Here is a 21,765-nt window from a genome sequence, read left to right as displayed (position 1 = left end):
GCATGACGTCGCGGCAGGTAGGGGCGTCGAAGTGCCGGCAGCGCGGCGTCCTCACCGTTGGTGAGGCGGACCGCGGCACTGCTGTGCGCTTGCTGATCAGCCGGTCGGTGCATCCAGTCGCGGGCGGCTCGTGATGAGCGCCCCCATCTGGTTGGCTGCACCCCCGGAGGTGCATTCGGCGCTGCTGAACAGCGGCCCCGGCCCGGGTCCGTTGCTGGCGTCGGCGGCAGCATGGGATTTGTTGAGCGCTGCCTACACCGAGACGGCAGACGAGTTGGCCGCGGTGGTGGCCGGGGCGCAGGCGGACAGCTGGGCAGGTCCGAGCGCCGAAGAATATGTCGCCGCCCATGTCCCTTATCTTGCTTGGCTGACGCAGGCCAGCACCGACAGCGCCGCAATGGCCGCTCACCAACAAACCGCGGCTACCGCATACAGCGCCGCCGTGGCCGCGATGCCCACGTTGGCTGAGTTGGCCGCCAACCATGCCGCGCACGCGGTATTGACGGCGACAAATTTCTTTGGCATCAACACCATCTCGATCGCGCTCAACGAGGCCGACTATGTACGGATGTGGGTGCAGGCCGCCGCCGTAATGGGCACCTATCACGCGGTCTGCACTGCGGCTGTTGTCGCCGCACCGCAGGCCGCGCCGGCGCCGCCGATCATGAAAGCCGATGCGGAGCTGGTCAGGGCCGCTGAGGCAGGGATATCAAGTTCGGACCCGCTGCACCAGTTCGAGCAATGGCTGTGGCAGATGTATACCGCCTTCTACAACAATGTCATTCAACCGTTCGTCGATTGGTTGGCGAATCTGCCGTTCTTCCAAACGATGTTTGCGGGGATCGACCCTTACCTGGTCATCCTCGGCAACCCGCTTACCTATCTGAGCCCGTTGAACATCGCGTTCGCACTTGGCTACCCGATGGATATCGGCACCTATGTGGCTCTGTTGTCACAAACCTTTGCGTTTATCGGGGCAGATCTCGCCGCGGCCTTCGCTACGGGTAACCCCGTGACGATCGGTTTTACCATTTTGTTCACCAGTGTCGAAGCTATCGGCACGATCATCACCGACACGATTGCGCTGCTTAAGACGCTGTTGGAGCAGACTGCGGTGCTGCTTACGGCTGTGGTGCCGCTGCTGACTGCCCCACTGGTACCGTTGGCGGCCGGTGCTGTGCTGGCACCGATCGGTGTCAAAGGGCTAGCGGCATTGGCTGCCGTGCCGCCACCGCCGTCGCCACCCGTCACACCTACCACGCCGCCCCTTGCGGCCCTCGGTGCGAGCGCCCCGACCTCTGCCACGGCCCCGATCCAGCCGCCCGTGGAGGTGACGGTCCAGGCGCCCACGCCCGGACCGCCGCCGCCGGCTGCCGCGGCGCCACCGGTGAGCGATGCGGCGCTCGGCGTGGGAATGGAAGACTTCGGCTACCTGGTGGGTGGCCTGAGCGCGGATGCCAAGAGGCCCGCAAGCGCCAGTTCCCGAAAGAAGGCACCAGAACCCGACAGCGCCGAGGCCCCAGCGGTCACGGCCACACCTCAGGAAAAACCTCGACCGCAGTGGCGTCGACGGGTGAAAGCCAAACGGCTCGGCCGCGGTTATGAATACCTGGATTTGGGCCCGGACGCCGACGACCCGAGCGAGCTGACGACCTCGGCGGCACCAGACCAGGGAGCAGGAACCCTGGGGTTCGCCGGAACCACGCAACTGGCCGGTTCCAGGCCAGCCGCGGGATTGATCACGCTCCCCGACGATACGTTGCCCGGCAGCCCACGCGCGCCGATGGTGCCAGGCACGTGGGGCGTCGACTCGACGCTACCCCACGACTCACCGTCGTAGGGAACGATCTTGTCGGGGCGGGGCAGCGTGGCCGCCGTCGTTGCCAGCTACAAAGTCCAGCACACACCAGCCCGCGGGCGGTCATCGTCGGTTGCACGCGAACGAGGTGCTTACGATGACGCGATGCGGATACTGGTCACCGGTGGAGTCCGCTCGGGAAAGTCCACGCACGCCGAAGCGTTGTTGGCCAATGCCGTAGAGGCTGTCTACATCGCTCCGAGCCGCCGCCCCGATGGCAGCGATCCGGACTGGGATTCCCGGGTCGCACTACACCGCGCTCGTCGCCCGCCGACCTGGCTGACGATCGAAACCGCGGACGTCGCAACGGCTTTGTCCAACATCCGGTGTCCCGTCCTGGTGGACTGCCTGGGCACTTGGCTAACGGCTCTCATGGATCGTGAGGCGTTGTGGAACACTACGACCGCCGAGGCCTACGCTGCGGTCGAGGAACGACTGGACGAGTTGTGCGCGGCACTGACCGAACTGGTCGATGCGGTCGTGGTGACGAATGAGGTCGGCTTAGGTGTGGTGCCCGCCCATCGTTCGGGGATGATGTTCCGCGATCTGCTGGGCACGATCAACCAACGGGTGGCAAATGTTTGCGACGAGGTGCACGTGCTGATCGCGGGTCGTGTTCTCAAGCTGTGAATCACTGCCAGCAGCTGCCGGCAAGTGGCGAGATCGATGCCGCGACGCTCGATTTCGACGATCTACCCGAGCCGGTAGAACGCGGTCTACCTCGACTCGTCCGCCATCGTCAAGCTGGCGGTTCGCGAGCTGCAGTCGGACGTCGTGCGTCGTTACCGTCGCACCCGGCGTCCGCGGGTGTCCAGGTCCTCGGCGGGTGTGCGAACTGCCCGCCTCACTTGGAAATTCATGGTGACCATGAATGCTGCTGGTCAACGATGTCCTCGTGCGCTGGCTTGGATGCCTGGCTCTGTTTTCGGCACACCTGGGCCCTGTTTTCGGCACGCCGATACCGCACCTTCGCTCAAACCGCTTGTGATGGCAGGCGTTCGGGGGATGTCGCACGTGTTTACCGAGTCGGCTATGATGCCGCCGTATCGAGTGTGCGGTGACGGCTTTGAGTGTGTCCGTAGGGCGGTAACCGCCGCGATCGGCCGCCTCCAGCGCACACTCGGCGCCCCCAGCGCACACTCGGCGCCGCCAGTGCACACTCGGCGCCGCCAGTGCACACTCGGCGCCGCCAGCGCACACTCGGCGCCGCCAGTGCACACTCGGCGCCTTCAGCCACCGACCCAACCGCACCAGCACGCGATTTCCATCTCCCCCCAACGGGGCGCAGCCCCATGAACGCTTTTAGCGACAAGCAAAGGAGTGCAACGGAATTGTTGCGGAAACGCGAGCATTTTTCAGAGTCAACGAGCACCCCGAACCCGTGGGGACTGATGCGGCTGATGAGAAAGTCGCAGTTGCGTACTACACCTTGGGGCGCTAGATCAGCGCGTCCCGGCACCTAGCGGTCGCAGGTTCGGTAGTAGTGCAGATAGGCGATCGCCGGCACGACCAAGAACGTGATCACCATCAACGCGATCGAGAAATAGTTGGCGCCACCCTGCGGTGTGGCGAAGATGGTCCGGTAGTCGAAGGACACCGCCAACGCCACCGAGACGGTAACGGCAGATATCGGTAACACTTTGTCGATCAATGGGTTTCGCTTCGCCGTCGGCCGGTCGCCGGTGGTGTCGCGGGCCAATGCGAGCAGAGCGATCGGGACGATGATGAACTGGACGAACCGGGCGATCACCGCAAGCCCGATCAGGTTCACGCTATCGAAGCGAAGAGCCAGTGGAAACGCCAGTGCCAACGATGCCGTGATCGCGAACGCGATCATCGGGACTCCGAATCGGTTCTGCGTCGATAACCGTGCCGGCAGGATCCGGTTGTCCGACAGCGCTGTCCACACGCGCGGCGCACCGAACGAGGCGGCTACATTGATGCCGAACATCGAGACCAAGGCGCCGAGAACGACGGTCGTGCGCAACGGGCCGTCGTCGATGGCCGCCGCCAATCGCACCGTGGCGTTGGATTGGACAACCTTGTCCGATCCCAGCAGCATCGCCACTGTGACAGCAAGCACGTAGACGGCGCCGACACCGAGGATCGCGAGCGGTATGGCTTTCGGGAGCGTCCGTTCCGGCTCGTGCATCTCCTCGGCGGCGTTGGCGATCGATTCGAATCCGGTGAATGCATACAACGCCGCGATGGTGGCAAGGATCAGTCCCGAGACGGCACCGTGCGCGAGCTGAATCCCGCCGAACAACGCATAGGGGGCCGGTTGGTAAACGCCTGGCGCAGTTGCCGTTCCGTAATGGCTCGGGTGACGCGTGACGATGAGCCACAGGCCGCCGGCGATAAAGACGGAAAGCGCGGAAACCTTGCCTACCGTCGAGGTTCCGTTTGCCCATTTGATTGCCCGGTTGCCGAAAATATTGACCACCAACAGCACGACGATGAACCCGAGGAACGTCAACGTCTTCACGCTCAGCAACTCGCTGTCGTCGGCCCAATTCTTCTCCGGGAAAGCCACTTTCAACAATGTCGAGACGAACAGTGACGCCAGCACGCCCCAGGCGATCGATGCGACGATCGCGTGGGTCACACCGACATAGATGCCGATTTTCTGCCCGAAAGCGGCTGTCGTATAGGCATACGATGCGCCATTGGTTTTGACGTATCTGGCCGCACCGGCAAAGACCAGTGCCATGATGCCGGCGAAAAGACCCGCCAGGATGTAGGCGACGGGCGCCCATGGTCCCGCGAGCTTGATCACCGCACCGGGGGTAAGAAAGATGCCGGCTCCGATTATCGAGTTGATCCCGAGCATCGCAACGCTCCGGAAGCCAAGTTTGCCGATCGCGGGTCCTCCTCATGACATCCGTTGCACGCAGTGTTAGCACTGCGTTGTTAGCACTCAACAGGGGGCAGTGCCATAGATTGGCGCGGGCCGCGATTTATTGATGCGACGAGCGTGTGACGGCGCAGCGACTCGGTGTCGATTTTTGCCGGTTGCGCCCGATGGCGGCAAGCGCGTGGCCGCTAGGCGCTGTGATGGCCGCGATCGCCCCGTGCTGGTTATGCGCCAGGCGGCCAGGTGTCGTTGGCCCTCCTGTTGACCGAGGAAACCGAGGAAGACCACCGCCGAGTCAGGCCAAGCGCCGCCGGTTAATTCACGCGAGCGTCAGTAAGCTGACCGGCCAACCACGCGGTGAACTCGGCGACCCGCGCCGGACTGTCCAGGGCGAACAGCGCCGCCGTGGCGCGGTCGCCATCCTCGGTGTGCCGCACCAGAATCGGCACGCCGTCCGGCCGGACGGCGTCGAACGCGTCCTCGTCGGTGATGTCGTCACCCAGGTAGATCGGCACGAGCGGAGCATTGCCCGAACGCAGGTGGTCGATCACCCAGCGCAGCGTTTTTCCCTTGTCCCAGTCGATATCCGGGCGCAACTCGATCACCTCGCGGCCGGTCGTCACCCGAAGCGCGTCGCGTTGGCCTGCGGCGCGCACCGCCGCGGCGACGTCGCCGACGCGGTCGCGTGCCGCGTTGCGGTAATGCACGGCTACGCCAAACCTCTTGTGCTCCACCACAACACCGGGAATTGACCCCAGGCGCTCGCGCAGCTGGGCGGCGGCCTGCTCCAGCACCGGTATGGCCGCCGCGGCTGCCTCGTTCTGGTGGTGTGTTCCGTCGGGTGCGGTCAGCTCGAAACCATGGCTGCCCGCATACCAGATCCCGGGGACGCCCAGCCGCGCTGTCACGTCGGCGAGGTCGCGGCCGCTGAGCACCGCGACGGGACACTGCGCGGCCAGCTGGATGAGCGCCTCGGCCGCACCGGCGACGGGCCGGGCCGCGTCGGGATCGTTGACGATGTCGGACAGGGTGCCGTCGAAGTCGAAGAACACCGCGGGCCGGTGGGCGTTGAGGCCAGGTGCGTCCAGTGCGTCCGGAAGTTCGGACATGCGGCGATCGCCGGTGCGCACCTGCACCTCCCCCAGGCCGGTGACGACGGCGTCGGCGCCGCAGCGGCGCAGCGCGTCACCGTGTCCGTTTCGGTCGACCCCGATCACCAGCGCGAACCCGCTCTCGCGTGCGGCCGTGGCGCCGGCCGGGTCGACGGCGATGACCACGCACCTACCCGGCCGCACCGCCAGCCGATCGGCCGCGTCGTTCAGGGCGTCTCGGCAATCACCGCTGGACGAGTAAACCCCGGTACCGACGCGGGCGTCGCGTAGCTGCCCGATCAGCGGCTCGGCGGAGTCAGCTGACGAGTCGAAAGAAGAGTCGAACAGCACCGCATCGTGGCGGCGCGGGTCGATGGTGACCGACATCTTCCCACCTTCTCACGGTGGTCAAGGCCGACGGATCGGGCTCAGCGGCGCACCGGGGACGCGGACATGCGGCTGCGCGCGCCGCCGGTCCGGGTGCCGGCCGCACGCCTGCGGCGGTCCCTGGAGAACAGCAGAACGGAGTCTTGGCTGAGTGCCACCAGACGCGCCATCCCCAGCTCGATACCGGCAGCAAGTCGCGCCATGTCGGGCGCCGCGTCGTAGTCGGCGGTGATGCCGAATACCAGCTCGTCACCGTAGCTCAGCACTGCGACCCCGGTGCTCAACTCTTGGGCGGTCGGTGGGATCGGCAGCAGCCGATCCAACGTTTGACTCATCAGCCGTAGCCGGTGGCGCGGCCCGGTCATGTCGGTTGCCAGGGTCACCACGCTGCGCTGCGAGAGCCGGGTCAGCGCTTGAATCACCTTGGCGCACAGTGAAAAAGGCGGGTATTGCGAAAGCCCTACGGGGTTGTCGCGGCCGCTCTGCCGGCCCAGGTGCAGCTGGGCGTGTACCGTGCGCAGTCGGTTGATCAGGTCTTCCTGTTCGACGGGCAGATGCGGCAGTTGGGTCGCGATGTGCCGGTCGGTCTTGTCGAGAACCCGCAGTGAGGCCGGACGCGGTTGGTTGCCGCGGTTCAGTAGCAGGGTCCGAACGCCCTCGCTGATGGCCGTGAGCGCAACGTCGTCGGCGGTGACCCCGAACTTGCGGCACACCCTGTCGACGTCGGCGAGCGGAACGCGCACCGTGTGATAACGCCGCATGGTGATCAGCGGTCCGGTCAACGACGTGCGCGCCACCGGCCAGGTCACAGCGCGGGCGGCCGCCTGGAACACGGTTGTGGTGACGGCTGCGGCAGTTCGCCACAGCGCATCGGCTCGGCTTCGGGTGCCGGTGTGCGGTGCCGCAAGCGGTGTCACGGCACCGCGATTGGCGAAGGCGTCGCTGTCGGCATCGTCGCAGAGGCCGGTGAGTAGCTGCGCAGCCGAGATGCCGTCCGCCATGCACGGATGGATTTTGAGCAGGATCGCCCAGCGATTGTCGTTGAGGCCTTCGATGATCCAGCATTCCCACAGCGGGCGGTCCACGTCGAGAGGACGGGTCAAGGCGTGAGCGATCGCCCGGAACAATTCAGTGTCGTCGCCCGGGCTGGGCAGCGCCATCCGTTGCATGTGCTGGGCCGGATCGAATTGCGGATGGTCGACCCACTCGGCCCACTCGGCCCGGAGCACCTGGGCATATCGTGGCATTGATCGAAGCCGTTGGGCCAGAACGTCTTTGAGTAGATCAAAGTCAGGCACGGCACCGTTGACGACCGCCACCGCACCGGTCGCCAGGCTGGTGTACCATTGCGAATCCCCGGCCTTGAGCAAGCCGGTGTCCAATGTGGTCAGTTGTGCCATGCCGGGTTCCCCACCGCCTTTTGTGAATCCGTCCAGTATCCGTCGCGAGCGCCCGGGTGCGATAGGCCTGCCAGGTTAAGAACGCGTTTTCCGAGTTAACGAAGGGTTTAACAGCGGCGATCGAGCATCGGCAGGATAGCTGGACAATCGAACACATGTTCGATACGCTGACGGTATGGGCTGGGGCAACGGGCCGCCGAGCTGGGCGGAAATGGAGCGGGTGCTGGACGGCAAGCCGCGCCATGCCGGGGCGCCGGTTGCGGCCGAGCCGGCCGACGATGCCGGCTTGGAGGGCCCCTGGTCGCGCCAGCGCGGGACGTACCAGCCACCAGAGAGTGCTCGGATCGGTTCGTCGGTCGCGTATGCCGAGCTGCATGCGCATTCGGCGTACAGCTTCCTCGACGGGGCCAGCACGCCGGAGGAGCTGGTCGAAGAAGCCGCCCGGCTGGATCTGCGCGCACTGGCGCTCACCGACCATAACGGCCTGTACGGGGCGGTGCGCTTTGCCGAAGCGGCTGCCGAACTCGATATGCGTACCGTGTTCGGCGCCGAGCTGTCGCTGGGATCGGAGGCCCGCACCGAGCAGCCGGACCCGCCCGGCCCGCACCTGCTGGTCCTGGCCCGCGGTCCCGAGGGTTACCGGCGGTTGTCCCGGCAACTGGCCGCAGCCCATCTGGCCGGCGGTGAGAAGGGCAAGCCGCGCTACGACTTCGACGCGTTGACCGAGGCCGCCGGCGGGCACTGGCACATTTTGACCGGATGCCGGAAAGGCCATGTGCGCCAGTCGCTTTGCCAAGGCGGCCCGGACGTGGCGCAGCGGGCGCTGGCCGATCTGGTGGACCGGTTCGGTGCGTACCGGGTCAGCATCGAGTTGACCCACCATGGCCACCCGCTCGACGACGAACGCAACGCGACGCTGGCCGGGCTGGCGCCACGCTTCGGCGTTGGCGTCGTCGCCACCACCGGAGCGCACTTCGCCCACCCGTCACGCAGCCGGCTGGCCATGGCGATGGGTGCGATCCGCGCCCGGCGGTCCCTGGATTCCGCCGCCGGGTGGCTGGCGCCGCTGGGTGGCTCGCATCTGCGGTCCGGCGATGAGATGGCCCGGCTGTTCGCTTGGTGCCACGAGGCGGTGACCGCCGCCGCCGAGCTGGGCGAGCAGTGCGCGTTCGAGTTGGCGCTCATCGCGCCGCAGCTGCCGCCGTTCGACGTACCCGACGGGCACACCGAGGACAGCTGGCTGCGGCAGTTGGTCATGGCGGGCGCCCGCCACCGCTACGGACCGCCCGACGGTGCGCCGCGGGCTTATGCTCAAATCGAGCATGAGCTGAAAGTCATTGCCCAGCTGAGGTTTCCGGGCTACTTCCTGGTGGTGCACGACATCACCCAGTTTTGCCGAAGGAACAACATCCTGTGCCAGGGCAGGGGGTCGGCGGCCAACTCCGCGGTCTGTTATGCCCTCGGCGTCACGGCCGTCGACCCGGTGGCCAACGAGTTGTTGTTCGAGCGCTTCTTATCGCCGGCCCGCGACGGCCCACCCGACATCGACATCGACATCGAGTCGGATCAGCGGGAAAAGGTCATCCAGTACGTCTACGACAAATACGGCCGCGATTACGCCGCCCAGGTCGCCAATGTCATCACCTACCGGGGACGCAGTGCGGTGCGCGACATGGCTCGCGCGCTGGGCTTCTCGCAGGGCCAGCAGGATGCGTGGAGCAAGCAGATCAGCCACTGGAACGGGCAGGCCGCTGAGGTGGAAGGCATCCCCGAGCAGGTGGTCGACCTGGCCACCCAGATTCGGAATCTGCCGCGGCATATGGGCATTCACTCCGGCGGCATGGTGATCTGCGATCGCCCGATCGCCGACGTGTGCCCGGTGGAGTGGGCGCGCATGGAAAACCGCAGCGTCCTGCAATGGGACAAAGACGACTGTGCGGCAATCGGTTTGGTGAAGTTCGACTTGCTCGGGCTGGGCATGCTCTCGGCACTGCACTATGCGATCGACCTGGTGGCCGAACACAAGGGCCTCGAGGTGGACCTGGCCGAGCTAGACCTCTTCGAGCCGGCGGTGTACGAAATGCTGGCCCGCGCCGATTCCGTCGGTGTGTTCCAGGTGGAGTCGCGTGCGCAGATGGCCACCTTGCCCAGGCTGCGGCCGCGGGTGTTCTACGACCTGGTGGTCGAGGTCGCGCTGATCCGTCCTGGACCCATCCAGGGCGGGTCGGTGCACCCCTACATCCGGCGGCGCAACGGCATCGACCCGGTCGTCTACGAACATCCGTCGATGGCGCCGGCATTGCGGAAGACGCTGGGGGTACCGCTTTTTCAAGAGCAGTTGATGCAGCTTGCGGTCGATTGCGCCGGCTTTTCCGCCGCCGAGGCCGACCAGCTGCGCCGTGCCATGGGGTCCAAGCGCTCCACCGAACGTATGCAGCGGCTGCGCGCGCGGTTCTACGACGGTATGCGTGCGCTGCACGGCGCCCCCGACGAGGTGATCGACCGGATCTACGAAAAGCTGGAGGCGTTCGCCAATTTCGGCTTCCCGGAAAGCCACGCGCTGAGCTTCGCGTCGCTGGTGTTCTACTCGTCGTGGTTCAAGCTGCACCACCCGGCGGCGTTCTGCGCGGCGCTGCTGCGCGCCCAGCCGATGGGTTTCTATTCACCCCAGTCGCTGGTGGCCGACGCGCGCCGGCACGGTGTGGTGGTACGCGGTCCCGACGTCAACGCCAGCCTGGCGCATGCGACTCTGGAAAACGCGGGTATGGAGGTCCGCCTCGGGCTGGGCGCCGTCCGCCGTATCGGTGACGACCTCGCCGAGAAGCTGGTCGAGGAGCGAAAAGCCAACGGCCCGTTCGCCTCGCTGCTGGACCTGACATCCCGGGTGCAGCTTTCCGTGCCGCAGACCGAAGCGCTGGCGACGGCCGGGGCGCTGGGCTGCTTCGGGATGTCGCGGCGGGAGGCGCTATGGGCGGCCGGCGCCGCCGCCACCCAACGGCCGGACCGGCTGCCCGGGGTGGGTGCCCACGGTGCTGATGGGTCGCACATCCCGGCGCTGCCGGGAATGAGCGAGCTGGAGCTGGCCGCCGCCGACGTGTGGGCCACCGGCATCTCCCCGGACAGCTATCCCACGCAGTTCCTGCGGGCCGACCTGGACGCGATGGGGGTGCTCCCGGCAGAGGCGCTGGGATCGGTGCCCGACGGCGACCGGGTGCTGATCGCCGGTGCGGTGACCCATCGGCAGCGCCCTGGGACGGCCCAAGGGGTGACCTTCATCAACCTCGAAGACGAGACCGGGATGGTCAACGTGCTCTGCACACCGGGGGTGTGGGCACGGCACCGCAGACTGGCGAACACGGCGCCGGCGCTGCTGATCCGCGGCCAAGTCCAAAACGCCAGCGGCGCAATCACCGTCGTGGCCGAGCGGCTGGGCCGCATCAGCCTGGCGGTGGGCTCCAGGTCCCGCGACTTCCGCTGAACCTTGGTGCTGACAGTGAAATCGACGACGCGACACGCCGACATTGCGTCGTGCAGTTCACTTTCGGCCCGCCCGCTCGCTAGCCGGTCGGCGTTGTCCACAACCTCGTCGGAGTGATCTTCAGCCGGGTGCTGTATTCGGCCATGGCTTCCGTCAAACCGAGTTGCGCGGCGTCCTCGCGATACTTGGCCCAGTACGGCTCATCGTCGCTGCAGTCGACATCGGTGGCAACCACGGCGGCGGTCCCGCCGACGACGATGATCCCTCCGCCATTGCCGTCCGAGTCCAGGTTCAGGCTGACCTCGGGACGCGCTTTGATGTGGCCGACTTTGGCTGCCCCTGGCATGGTGTACACCGTTAGCTCAGCGCCGTCGAAGTAGAACCACACCAGCCGCGGAACCGGCTGTCCCGCCTTCGTGACCGTGGTCAGCCACCCATAGTGGTCCGACGTGAGCCTGCTGGAAACCTCTTGTGTCAGTTCGACGCTCATGGGCACAACGGTAGCCTCCACACATGACCCCGAATCTGACCGTCGACGAAGTCCTGACCACCACCCGCTCGGTCCGCAAACGTCTCGACTTCGGCAAGCCGGTGCCGCGCGAGCTGCTGATGGAATGCCTCGAACTGGCGCTGCAGGCGCCCACCGGTTCCAATTCCCAGGGCTGGCAGTGGGTGTTCGTCGAGGACGCCGCCACCAAGAAAGCGATCGCCGACGTCTACCTGACCAATGCCCGGGCATACCTCAGCGCACCCGCGCCCGAGTACCCCGAGGGCGACACCCGCGGTGAGCGGATGGGTAAGGTCAGAGACTCCGCGACCTATCTCGCCGAGCACATGCACGAGGCGCCGGTGCTGATGATCCCGTGCATCCAGGGCCGGGAAGACCAGACGCCGCTGGGCGGCGTGTCGTTATGGGCGTCGCTGTTCCCGGCGGTGTGGAGTTTTTGCCTGGCGCTGCGTTCCCGCGGCCTTGGTTCCTGCTGGACGACGTTGCACCTACTCGACGACGGCGAGCGCAAGGTGGCCGCGGTACTTGGCATTCCCTACGACGAATTCAGCCAGGGCGGGCTGTTTCCGGTCGCCTACACCAAGGGCACCGACTTCCGGCCGGCCAAGCGGCTGCCCGCTGAACGCCTGACGCACTGGAACGGCTGGTAGTCCAGCCGCGGATCAGCCTGGGTTGCCGTCGCTGCCGTGAGCGCCGTTGAAGGCATCGCCGCCGAGGCCGGCGGCGCCGGGGGCGCCGTTTGTGCTGGCAGCGTTACCGGTGCCGATGCCGCCTGCTTTTCCGCTGCCGGGGGTGCCATGGACGCCGCCGTGGCCGCCGGTGCCGCCGCCGCCGGCGTTGCCGGAGTTGCCCTGCTGGCCGGCCAGCAACCCGCCACGTCCGCCGGTGCCGGCATGCCCCCCGTCACCGCCGTCGCCGCCAGCTCCACCATGGCCAGCGTCACCACCAGAGCCACCGTTACCGCCGTGGGCGTCGAAGGGGGTGACGGAAGTGCTCTTGGCGTTGCCGCCGACGGCGCCGTCGCCGCCGATGCCACCGTCGCCGCCGGCGCCGCCCAAGCCTCCAGTGCCGCCGTTGCCGCCGTTGCCGCCATTGCCGATCAGCCAGCCGCCGGCGCCGCCGTCACCGCCGGATCCCGCGGCGCCGCCGTGCCCGCCGGTTCCGCCGGTACCGCCGCTGCCGCCGTCGCCGCCGTCGCCCCCGTACGCCTGGGTGCCTAGGGCGCTGTTACCACCCTGGTTGGCGGGGCTGCCGCCGGCGCCACCCATACCGCCGATGGCGCCGTCGCCGCCGGTGGCGCCGTTGCCGCCGTTGCCGCCGTTGCCGCCGCTGCCGGCCAGCCAGCCGCCGCGACCACCGGCACCGCCGGTGCCGCCAGCACCGCCGGTCTGGCCGTTCGTGCCGGTACCGCCAGCGCCGCCGGCGCCGCCGTCACCGCCCGAGCTGAAGCCGGAGGACGCGGCCTGCCCGCCGGCGCCGCCCGTGCCGCCGTTGGCGCCGCCATCGCCACCGGTGGCACCGTTTCCGCCGCTGCCCGCGAGGCCACCCGAGGAATTTTGGACGTTGGCATTGGCGTCTCCGCCCGTGCCGCCGTTGCCGCCGCTGACGCCGGTACCCCCGGGCGTGCCGTCACCGCCTCGCGTGCCGCTCCAGAGGGTGTTTTGCTCGATATTGCTGTCGCCGGCGGCGCCGTTGAGCGCGGGGTTTGTGACGGGGGTGGGATTGACGCCATCGTTGCCGGGCAGGCCGTTGCCGCCGTGGCCGCCGCTGCCTCCGGTGCCCCACAGCCCGGCGGCGCCGCCGGGGCCCCCGTTGCCGCCCGCGCCACCGGCGATGACCGCATTCCCGCCGATGCCGCCGTTGCCGCCGCTGCCGTATAGCCAGCCGCCCGCGCCACCGGCGCCACCGGCCGCGCCCCCGCCGGCGCCGCCGTTGCCGATCAGCCCGGCGCTGCCGCCGTTGCCGCCGGCCATGGCGGCGGTGGCGCTGTTGTTGTAGCCGACGCCGCCGTTGCCGAACAGCAGTCCGCCGTCTGCTCCGTTGGATGGGTAGCGGTGCCGGCCGCACCGTCGCCGATCAACGGACGCCCCAACAAGGCCTGGGTCGGGGCGTTGATCACGCCGAGCACGTCTTGCTCCAGGGTCTGCAGGGGGGAGGCGTTGGCCGCCTCGGCGTGGGCATAAGCGCCCGCACCGGCGGTCAATGCCTGCACGAAGCGGTCGTGAAACGCCGTCATCTGCGCGGCGACCTGTTGGTGGCCCTGGCCGTGCACGGAAAACAACGACGCTATGGCCGCCGACACCTCGTCGCCACCGGCGGCCAGCAACCCGGTGGTGGCGAGCGCCGCCGACGAATTCGCGTCACTGAGCGCCATCCCGGAAGCCGGCCACTTTCGCCGCCGCCGCGCTCACCGCTTCGGGGACCGCTACCACGTAAGACATCGCTGTCCTTTAGGGCCATTACTGCGAAATCCGCGATTCTTCACCGTATTGCGGCCCGGCAGGCCCGATCCGGCGTTTGTCCGGCAGCCACAGCCGGTTTCGCAGGCGAAGGGCATCTGGCTCACAGGCAACCGGGCCCCTGGATTGCTCCGCAATAGTCATGCTGCCGCCAGGCCTCGTACACGGCCACCGCCGCGGCGTTGGACAGGTTCAGCGACCGCCGCCCCGCCAGCATGGGAATGCGCACCTGCTCGGTGATGTGCGCGTCGGCCAGGGTCGTCTCGTCGAGCCCGGTGGGTTCCGGGCCGAACATCAGCACGTCCCCCGCGCCGTAGCGGACGTCGGAAAAAGACGTCATGGCCTGGGCGGTGAAGGCGAACACCCGCGCCGGCAACAGCGCGTCCCACGCCGCCGCCAGCGACGCATGGACGGTGACCGACGCCAGGTCGTGGTAGTCCAGACCGGCCCGCCGCAGCTTGGGCTCGGACAGGTCGAAACCCAGTGGTTCCACCAGATGCAGTTCGCAACCGGTTGCGGCGGCGGTGCGGATGGCGTTTCCGGTATTGGGGGCAATACGTGGGGAAACAAACATCAGCTTGAACACCACGCCATCCTCTCAGCGCATGCGTCGCGTCACATTGCGACGAAGCGGACCCAGGTGACCAACACCGGTACGGTTGAATAAGGCGCTGCGTGGACCGGATCAGCGGCCCGCCACATCGGGAATTCGGGGCCCGGACCGCGGGCGGCGGTGCCGCGGTAACGGCGACTGGACCGTTGCGGCGAAAGGGCAAAGAGTGCGGTGTGAGATCTCGATTTCGACCGGGCCGGCGGCCCGGTCCAAGCCACCGGCCCGCGAACCGGCCACGAGTGCGCTGCGCGACGTCGATTTCGACAGCAGCGATCTCGCTGAGACCGAAGATTTCCTCGTGCGGACCTATACCAAGATGCGTATCAGCGGCGAGGGCCGCCAGTGCCGAGCCCGTATCCAACGTCGTTGCCTGGGCTCGCTCAGCGTCGACGAACTCGCGTTCAGTTACGACATGAGCTACGACGCAAACCCGCTGGGGAAGATCCTGGTCTGCCGGGTCCGCAGTGGCCGGATCGAGGAGAACTTCGTCGGCGAACCGCAGCACGTGTTCGCCCCCGGTGAGCTCGCCGTGATCGGCCCGCCGGAGCTGCCCCATTCCGGACGGGTGAGCCACGCGGGCTACCAGCTGACCGGGTTTGACCCCACGTTGCTGGATCGGGTGGCAGCCAATGCCCCGGACAGCGCCCACCAACCGGTTCGGTTGACCGGCCATCGACCGGTGTCGGTTGCGGCCGGCAACAGACTCTGCGCCTTGATCGACTATCTGCGTGACCACATTCTGGCTGATCCGAGCGCCGCCTCGGCGCCGCTGGTGATCGACACCGCGGCAGCGCACCTGGCCGTCGCCATCCTCAACGCCTTCCCCCATAGCGCGTTGCTCGATCCCACTGCGACCGACCGGCGCGATTCGGCCCAGCCGGTGCTGCTGCGCCGGGCCATGGCCTTCGTCGAGGAAAACGCTCACCGAGACATCGCGTTGGCGGACATCGCCGCCCACGTCTACGTGACCCCGCGTGCCCTGCAGTACATGTTCCGCCAGCGCCTGGACTGCACGCCGATGCAGTATCTTCGCCGAGTCCGGCTGGACCGGGCTCACCGCGAGCTGCTGGATTCCTCCCGGGCCAGCGCCACGGTCAAGCAGATCGCCAGTCGATGGGGCTTTACCCACATCGGCAGGTTCGCCATTTACTACCGAGAGACCTACGGCCGCTCGCCCCATGCGACGTTGCGGGGTTGAACCCAGGGGTAGGACACTAAGCGCGCTAGCGGCGCTTGAGTTCGATCAGCTTCTCGGCGATCTCGACGATCTTGGTGTTGGATTCCTGGGACAGCCGGCGCAGCAATTCGAAAGCGGCGACTCCGTTGATGTCGAACCGTTCCATGAGGATGCCCTTGGCCTGGCCGATCAGATCGCGGCTGGCCAGCGCGCTGCGAAATTGCTGTTGGCGGCGGATCAGGTTCCAGACCACGGTGGTGTGTGCGGCAAAGATCAGTCCCAGCTCGATGGATTCGTCGTCGAAGGCCCGGGAGGGCTCCGCGTAGAAGTTCAGGGCGGCTAGTGCCTTGTCGCTGCCGAAGAGCCGGAACGACATGATCGAGCGCACCGGGGTGCGGTCCAGCGCGGCGGTGCGATAGCGCGGCCAGCGCCCATCGGTCGCCAGGTCGTCGATGCGGATGGTGTGCTGATCCCAGGCCGCCGACAGACACGGGCCCTCGCGGACATCGCGCTGGATGTCGTCGAGCAAGGCCGGGTAACGGTGCGTGGCAGCCAACGTCTTGATGGTCCCGGAGGTGTCGACGACGGTGACGCCGAGGTACTGAGCGCCGGGGACCGAAGCCACCGTGATCGCGTTGATGTCGCGCAGCGCCGATTCGAAATCCGTTTCGCCCCGGCGTTGCAACTCGTCGACCTCGCTGAGCACCGTGTACATGTGTTGTCGCTCAGGCGACAACGCCGTCTCGGGCCGTCTCGAGCCGTCGTGGGAGCGCGAGTCGGCACCCTCACCGCAGCGCATGAATCCTCACTCCCTCCCGACCGGCACCCGTGCAGCCCCCTTCATGCAGGACTATCCCATCCGCCGACCAGGCCGACAAACGCCGCCGCCGATGTGCTCATCGCTGCGCATGGTGCCCTGGCATACGCTAATCCATTGCAGCACAACACAATTGAGGAGCAAGGCGGAAACTGCTTCGCATGCCGGATTGCCGCCGACCACGCAGTCTTCGCATTTCGGACTACTGCCGGCGCCCCGGTGTGTTGCGGCGGGCGTTATCTGCTCAGTAACAATTGTGGAGGCCTCGGCTTTGTTCACAGGGGAGCCTGTCATACTCGTCGGATTGCCAGGCGTTGCGTTGGCTCTGAGCTGCCGGGCCGGGCGGAACAAGGCAGGAAGTTTTGATGAGTCTCTGGTCTCTGCGAGCGCGACGAATCAGGGGTGCGGCCGGTTGCCCGGCCGCAATAACGTGACCATGTTCGCCCGCCCGACCACCCCGGTCGCGGCGGTTCCACCCAGGGTGCCCGGCGCCCGACCGCGGCCCGCGAGGGCCCGCCCCGCGGCCTGGTCGCTGAGCAACTGGCCGGTGGGCTGGAAAGTCGTCGCGATCGCCGTGGTACCGCTGCTGCTGGCGATGGTGTTCGGGGTATTGCGGGTCGACGCCGCGATGGCCAATTCCGGCAATCTGCGACTGGCCGCCGCCCGCGCCAACGTGATACCGGCGATCACCAAGTACATGTCGGCCCTGGACGTGGCATTGCTGGCGGGTTCCACCGGACGCGACGTCGAGGGAGCCAAGAAGAACTTCACGTCCCGCAAGTACGAGCTGCAGACCCGGCTGGCCGACACCGACGTGATCCCCGACGTCCGGTCCGGGGTGAACACCTTGCTGAACGGCGGCCAGGTGTTGCTGGACAAGGTGCTGGAGAACAGCATCGGCCTGCGGGACCGGATCACCACCTATGCGTCGCAGCTGTTGACGGCCGAGGATGCGATCAACGCGTCGGTGCGGGTGGACAGTGAGCAGATCCGGGCCCAGGTTCAGGGTCTGAGCCGCGCCGTCGGAGCCCGCGGGCAGATGACGATGCAGGAGATCCTGGTGACCCGCGGCGCCGATCTTCCCGAGCCGCAACTGCGCACCTCGATGATCACCCTGGCCGGTACCGAACCGTCGACGCTGTTCGGGATGAGCGAAGTGCTCGGCGTCGGCTCGCCGGACGCCAAGAATCTGCAGCAGCAGCTGCTCACCCGGATGGCGATCATGTCCGATCCGGCCAGCGAACTCGTCGACAACCCCGACCTGCTGCGTTCGATCAAGGTCACCGACGGAATCGCCGAACAGGTCATCAAGGACGCCACCGCGTCGGTGACGAACTCGGTCCAGGCGCAGGCCACCGCGCGGCGCGACGCCGCCATCCGCGACGCCGCGGTGGTGCTGGCCGCCATCGCGATCGCCCTGATCGTCGTGTTGCTCGTGGCGCGCGCGCTGGTCCGGCCGCTGCGGGTGCTGCGCGACGGCGCGCTGAAAGTCGCCCACACCGACCTCGAGGGCGAAATCGCCCGGGTGCGAGCCGGCGCCGAGCCGCAGCCGGAGCCGCTGGCGGTCTACACCACCGAGGAAATCGGCCAGGTCGCCCATGCGGTCGACGCGCTGCACACCCAGGCCCTGCTGCTGGCCGGCGATGAGGCGCGGCTGCGGCTGCTGGTCAACGACATGTTCGAAACCATGTCGCGGCGCAGCCGTTCCCTGGTCGACCAGCAGCTGTCGCTGATCGACCGGCTCGAGCGCAACGAGCAGGACCCCGACCGGCTCGACAGCCTGTTCCGGCTGGATCACCTGGCCGCGCGGCTGCGCCGCAACAGCGCCAACCTGCTGGTTCTGGCGGGCGCGGAGATTTCCCGGGAACGACGTGAGCCGGTTCCGTTGCCGACGGTGGTCAGCGCCGCCGTCTCGGAAGTCGAGGATTATCGCCGCGTCTCCGTCGGCGGCGTGGCCGACTGCATGGTGATCGGGACGGCCGGCGGCGGTGTCATCCACCTGCTCGCCGAGCTGATCGACAACGCGCTGAGCTATTCGCCGCCCACCACGACGGTTCGGGTGTCGGCGGTTCGCGGCAGCGCCGGCGGGGTGCTGCTGCGCATCGCCGACTGCGGCTTGGGCATGACCGACTCCGATCGGCGCATCGCCAACATGCGGCTGCAGTCCGGCGGCGAGGTGACCCCTGACAATGCGCGCCACATGGGTCTTTTCGTGGTTGGCCGGCTGGCGGCCCGCCATGACATCCGGGTGGGGTTGCGCGGCCCGTCGACCGGTGAAGCCGGTAATGGCACCACGGCCGAGGTCTACCTGCCCGTTGCCGTGCTGGCCGGCGAGGCGGCAGTGGGCCAGGCCGGCGCGCCCGCGGCCACGCCGCGGCCCTTCATCATCAAGCCGCCCGCCCCCGAACCGGCGCCGGACCCGGCCGCCTCGGAGGCGTCGTACCAAAACGGTGCCGACAAGCCGGTGCCGCCGGTGACCTTGCTGCCGCGCCGCAACCCGGGCTCCAGCGGCATCACCGACATTCCCGCCCAGCCCGCCGGGCGCCAGCCACCGGCCCGGCGCGAACTGAAAACGCCCTGGTGGGAGACCCAGCACGAAGCCCGCCAGGATGCCGGACACAAAGCCCGCCAGGATGCCGGACACGAAGCCCGCCAGGATGCCGGACAGACCCCGGCTCAGAAACCGCCCGCCAAGCAGGCCAGCGCGTCGGATACCTCGGCGTTTTTCGCACAGCGCTCGGCTGCCGCCGGTGCCCGGCCCGCCGATCCGCCGCCCACGCCGTCGGTTCCAGCCGGTCCCGTTGATGACGACGTGATCTACCAACGAATGCTGTCGGAAATGCTGGGTGACCCGCGCGAGCTGGCCGCAAGCCCGGATCTGGATTGGCGGTCGGTGTGGGACCGCGGCTGGTCGGCCGCCGCCCAGGCCCAGGACCAGCCGGTGGAATCGCGCACCGACCACGGCCTGCCGGTGCGCACCCCCGGCGCCCGGCTGGTCCCCGGCGCCGCCGAACCCGAGCCCGGCGGCGGACCGCAGCCCGACCGGCAACCGCCGGCTGCGGCCGCGGTGCGCGACCCCGATGCGGTTCGAGCCTCCATCGGCAGCCACTTCGGTGGCGTGCACACCGGCCGGGCGCACGCCCGCACGACCAGTCAGGAAGCCGATCAGCAATGAACACCCGTTCGTTGGACAGCCCGCTGGACTGGCTGGTGTCGAAGTTCGCCCGCGAGGTGCCCGGCGTCGCGCATGCCCTGCTGGTGTCCGTCGACGGTCTGCCGCTGGCCGCCAGCGAGTATCTACCCCAGGAACGCGCCGACCAGCTGGCGGCCGTGGCTTCCGGCCTGGCCAGCCTGGCCACCGGGGCCGCCCAGCTGTTCGAGGGTGGTCAGGTGTTGCAGTCGGTGGTCGAGATGCAGAACGGCTTTCTGCTGCTGATGCGGGTCGGCGACGGCTCGCACCTGGCGACGTTGGCGGTCACCGGATGCGACATCGGACAGATCGGCTACGAGATGGCCCTCCTGGTCGAGCGGGTCGGCAGCGTCGTGCAGTCCTCCCGCCGTGCCCAACCCGAGCCGCAATGGACAGACGCGAGCCGCCGCTAGCCCGGCCGGGGGCGAATCTGGTCCGCCCGTACACCCTGACGGCCGGACGCACCGGCACCGACATCGACCTGCCACTGGAAGCCGCGGTCCAGGCGCTGCCGGCGGGCTCGGCTCACCGGTGGCCGCCGCACGACACGAGAGGCAAGATCATCGGGTTGTGCCTCGACGGCCCGTCGAACCCGTCGGTGGCCGAAATTGCTGCCCGGCTGGATTTGCCGGTCGGCGTCGCGCGCGTCTTGGTGGGTGATCTGGTCAGCTCCGACTACCTTCGGGTGCATCGGACGATGACCGACCGCTCGACCAGCGATGAGCGCCGCGAACTCATAGGAAGGACGCTGCGTGGCCTCCAAGCACTCTGAGGTGCACCCGGGGCGGGGTTCCGCGGCCCATGCCTCCACGAAGATCGTGATCGCGGGCGGATTCGGCGCCGGCAAGACCACGTTCGTTGGCGCGGTGTCGGAGATCATGCCGTTGCGCACCGAAGCGATGGTCACCGATGCCTCGGCCGGCGTCGACATGATCGAGGCCACCCCCGACAAGCGGACCACTACGGTGGCGATGGACTTCGGCCGTATCACCCTCGGCGAGGATCTGGTGCTCTACCTGTTCGGCACTCCGGGCCAGCGCCGGTTCTGGTTCATGTGGGACGACCTGGTGCGCGGCGCCATCGGCGCGATCGTCCTGGTCGACTGCCGTCGTCTGGAGGACGGCTTCGCCGCGGTCGACTTCTTCGAGCACCGCAACCTGCCGTTCCTGGTCGCGGTCAACGAATTCGACGGCGCGCCACGGTATCCGGCCGCCGAGGTGCGTCAGGCGCTGACGCTGCCCGCGCACATCCCGGTGATCAGCATCGACGCCCGCAGCCGCAGGTCTGCCACCGACGCGCTGATCGCGGTCAGCGAATACGCCCTGGCCAGCCTGACGGGCAGCTGACCGCGTTGCGGCATTGGGTGGACCGCGAGTTCGACGGCCGGGATTTCCGCGACGAAGACCTCAGCCGGTTGTGCACAGAACGCGTGGTGTTCACCGAATGCGACTTCAGCGGCGTCAACCTCAGCGAATCCGAACATCGGGGATCGGCGTTTCGCAACTGCACATTTGAACGAACTACCTTGTGGCACAGCACATTTGCACAATGCAGCATGCTTGGCTCGGTGTTTGCGCAGTGCCGGATGCGGCCGCTGACGTTTGACGAGGTCGACTTCACCCTTGCGGTGCTCGCCGGTAACGACCTGCGCGGGGTCGACTTGAGCGGCTGCCGGCTGCGCGAGGCCAGCCTGGTGGAGAGCGACCTGCGCAAGGCCGTGCTGCGCGGCGCCGACCTGAGCGGCGCGCGCACCACCGGCGCCCAGTTGGACGGCGCCGACCTGCGCGGGGCCACCGTGGACCCGTCATTGTGGACGACGGCGTCGCTGACAGGTGCCCGCATTGACGTTCCGCAGGCCCTCGCATTTGCGCTGGCACACGGGCTGCGGCTGGACGGCGGCGCCGACGCGTAAGGCCAGGCTCCGGGCCTGACC

General features: G+C 67.8%; 16 protein-coding genes and 1 pseudogene. 10 read left to right on the top strand and 7 right to left on the bottom strand.

Features of this window, described 5'->3' with window-relative positions; all coding sequences use genetic code 11:
- Positions 1-133 precede the first annotated feature (133 nt).
- On the top strand, positions 134-1,840 hold the full coding sequence (locus CDN38_RS08325; RefSeq protein ID WP_075510967.1) for a PPE family protein: 1,707 nt from the start codon (positions 134-136) through the stop codon (positions 1,838-1,840).
- Between the two features lie 123 nt (positions 1,841-1,963).
- Entirely contained in the window at positions 1,964-2,488 is a 525-nt protein-coding gene (locus tag CDN38_RS08320; RefSeq protein WP_075510968.1) for a bifunctional adenosylcobinamide kinase/adenosylcobinamide-phosphate guanylyltransferase, read from the top strand.
- Between the two features lie 829 nt (positions 2,489-3,317).
- Here CDN38_RS08320 and CDN38_RS08310 read toward each other — a convergent pair.
- The 3 genes from CDN38_RS08310 to CDN38_RS08300 form a co-directional block, all read right to left on the bottom strand.
- Entirely contained in the window at positions 3,318-4,718 is a 1,401-nt protein-coding gene (locus CDN38_RS08310; protein WP_267888277.1) for an APC family permease, read from the bottom strand.
- 308 nt (positions 4,719-5,026) lie between these two features.
- Positions 5,027-6,190, bottom strand: a complete 1,164-nt coding sequence (gene otsB, locus CDN38_RS08305; RefSeq protein WP_075510970.1) for a trehalose-phosphatase — start codon at positions 6,188-6,190, stop codon at positions 5,027-5,029.
- Positions 6,191-6,231: 41 nt separating this feature from the next.
- Positions 6,232-7,590 carry a wax ester/triacylglycerol synthase domain-containing protein gene (locus CDN38_RS08300; RefSeq protein ID WP_082277151.1) on the bottom strand — a complete coding sequence of 453 codons (1,359 nt, stop codon included), beginning with the start codon at positions 7,588-7,590 and terminating at the stop codon, positions 6,232-6,234.
- A gap of 175 nt (positions 7,591-7,765) precedes the next feature.
- On the opposite strand from CDN38_RS08300, the gene CDN38_RS08295 reads away from it, so the two are divergent.
- On the top strand, positions 7,766-11,068 hold the full coding sequence (locus tag CDN38_RS08295) for an error-prone DNA polymerase (RefSeq protein WP_075510971.1): 3,303 nt from the start codon (positions 7,766-7,768) through the stop codon (positions 11,066-11,068).
- Positions 11,069-11,147: 79 nt separating this feature from the next.
- Here CDN38_RS08295 and CDN38_RS08290 read toward each other — a convergent pair whose 3' ends face one another.
- On the bottom strand, positions 11,148-11,558 hold the full coding sequence (locus CDN38_RS08290) for a TIGR03667 family PPOX class F420-dependent oxidoreductase (protein WP_075511032.1): 411 nt from the start codon (positions 11,556-11,558) through the stop codon (positions 11,148-11,150).
- 23 nt (positions 11,559-11,581) lie between these two features.
- Between CDN38_RS08290 and CDN38_RS08285 the strand changes: the two genes are divergently transcribed.
- Positions 11,582-12,226: a nitroreductase family protein gene (locus CDN38_RS08285; protein ID WP_075510972.1), complete on the top strand. Its 645-nt coding sequence runs from the start codon at positions 11,582-11,584 to the stop codon at positions 12,224-12,226.
- A gap of 12 nt (positions 12,227-12,238) precedes the next feature.
- Here CDN38_RS08285 and CDN38_RS08280 read toward each other — a convergent pair.
- Positions 12,239-14,017 (bottom strand): annotated as a pseudogene (locus tag CDN38_RS08280) (PE family protein).
- A gap of 121 nt (positions 14,018-14,138) precedes the next feature.
- Positions 14,139-14,621: a tRNA (cytidine(34)-2'-O)-methyltransferase gene (locus CDN38_RS08275; RefSeq protein ID WP_075511033.1), complete on the bottom strand. Its 483-nt coding sequence runs from the start codon at positions 14,619-14,621 to the stop codon at positions 14,139-14,141.
- A 193-nt stretch (positions 14,622-14,814) separates the two neighbouring features.
- Between CDN38_RS08275 and CDN38_RS08270 the strand changes: the two genes are divergently transcribed.
- Positions 14,815-15,846, top strand: a complete 1,032-nt coding sequence (locus CDN38_RS08270; protein WP_233026811.1) for a helix-turn-helix transcriptional regulator — start codon at positions 14,815-14,817, stop codon at positions 15,844-15,846.
- 25 nt (positions 15,847-15,871) lie between these two features.
- On the opposite strand, the gene CDN38_RS08265 is transcribed toward CDN38_RS08270, so the two are convergent.
- Complete coding sequence (locus tag CDN38_RS08265) at positions 15,872-16,540, bottom strand: GAF and ANTAR domain-containing protein (protein ID WP_075510973.1); 669 nt, start codon at positions 16,538-16,540, stop codon at positions 15,872-15,874.
- A 532-nt stretch (positions 16,541-17,072) separates the two neighbouring features.
- Here CDN38_RS08265 and CDN38_RS08260 point away from each other — a divergent pair.
- The 5 genes from CDN38_RS08260 to CDN38_RS08240 are packed head-to-tail and all read left to right on the top strand — an operon-like array spanning position 17,073 to position 21,744.
- Complete coding sequence (locus tag CDN38_RS08260; protein ID WP_099318896.1) at positions 17,073-19,817, top strand: sensor histidine kinase; 2,745 nt, start codon at positions 17,073-17,075, stop codon at positions 19,815-19,817.
- Positions 19,814-20,245: a serine protease inhibitor gene (locus tag CDN38_RS08255; protein ID WP_075510974.1), complete on the top strand. Its 432-nt coding sequence runs from the start codon at positions 19,814-19,816 to the stop codon at positions 20,243-20,245. The genes CDN38_RS08260 and CDN38_RS08255 overlap by 4 nt, the downstream gene beginning before the upstream one ends.
- On the top strand, positions 20,221-20,604 hold the full coding sequence (locus CDN38_RS08250; RefSeq protein WP_036418194.1) for a DUF742 domain-containing protein: 384 nt from the start codon (positions 20,221-20,223) through the stop codon (positions 20,602-20,604). The genes CDN38_RS08255 and CDN38_RS08250 overlap by 25 nt, the downstream gene beginning before the upstream one ends.
- Positions 20,585-21,178, top strand: coding sequence for a GTP-binding protein (locus CDN38_RS08245; protein ID WP_075510975.1), 594 nt, complete (start codon positions 20,585-20,587; stop codon positions 21,176-21,178). The genes CDN38_RS08250 and CDN38_RS08245 overlap by 20 nt, the downstream gene beginning before the upstream one ends.
- Before the next feature lie 5 nt (positions 21,179-21,183).
- The gene (locus CDN38_RS08240) at positions 21,184-21,744 is read left to right on the top strand and encodes a pentapeptide repeat-containing protein (protein WP_075510976.1); all 561 of its coding nucleotides are present in this window, start codon (positions 21,184-21,186) and stop codon (positions 21,742-21,744) included.
- The last annotated feature ends 21 nt before the right edge of the window (positions 21,745-21,765 follow it).

The sequence above is a fragment of the Mycobacterium ostraviense genome, from assembly GCF_002705925.1.
Classification (GTDB): Bacteria; Actinomycetota; Actinomycetes; order Mycobacteriales; family Mycobacteriaceae; genus Mycobacterium; species Mycobacterium ostraviense.
This window is presented reverse-complemented; position numbering and strand designations above follow the sequence as displayed.

Bases quoted from the DNA above. Each gene is read 5' to 3' on its own strand.
- otsB (WP_075510970.1), bottom strand. From the start codon at position 6,190: ATGTCGGTCACCATCGACCCGCGCCGCCACGATGCGGTGCTGTTCGAC.
- CDN38_RS08250 (WP_036418194.1), top strand. From the start codon at position 20,221: ATGGACAGACGCGAGCCGCCGCTAGCCCGGCCGGGGGCGAATCTGGTC.
- CDN38_RS08320 (WP_075510968.1), top strand. From the start codon at position 1,964: ATGCGGATACTGGTCACCGGTGGAGTCCGCTCGGGAAAGTCCACGCAC.
- CDN38_RS08325 (WP_075510967.1), top strand. From the start codon at position 134: ATGAGCGCCCCCATCTGGTTGGCTGCACCCCCGGAGGTGCATTCGGCG.
- CDN38_RS08285 (WP_075510972.1), top strand. From the start codon at position 11,582: ATGACCCCGAATCTGACCGTCGACGAAGTCCTGACCACCACCCGCTCG.
- CDN38_RS08265 (WP_075510973.1), bottom strand. From the start codon at position 16,540: ATGTACACGGTGCTCAGCGAGGTCGACGAGTTGCAACGCCGGGGCGAA.
- CDN38_RS08290 (WP_075511032.1), bottom strand. From the start codon at position 11,558: ATGAGCGTCGAACTGACACAAGAGGTTTCCAGCAGGCTCACGTCGGAC.
- CDN38_RS08300 (WP_082277151.1), bottom strand. From the start codon at position 7,590: ATGGCACAACTGACCACATTGGACACCGGCTTGCTCAAGGCCGGGGAT.
- CDN38_RS08255 (WP_075510974.1), top strand. From the start codon at position 19,814: ATGAACACCCGTTCGTTGGACAGCCCGCTGGACTGGCTGGTGTCGAAG.
- CDN38_RS08295 (WP_075510971.1), top strand. From the start codon at position 7,766: ATGGGCTGGGGCAACGGGCCGCCGAGCTGGGCGGAAATGGAGCGGGTG.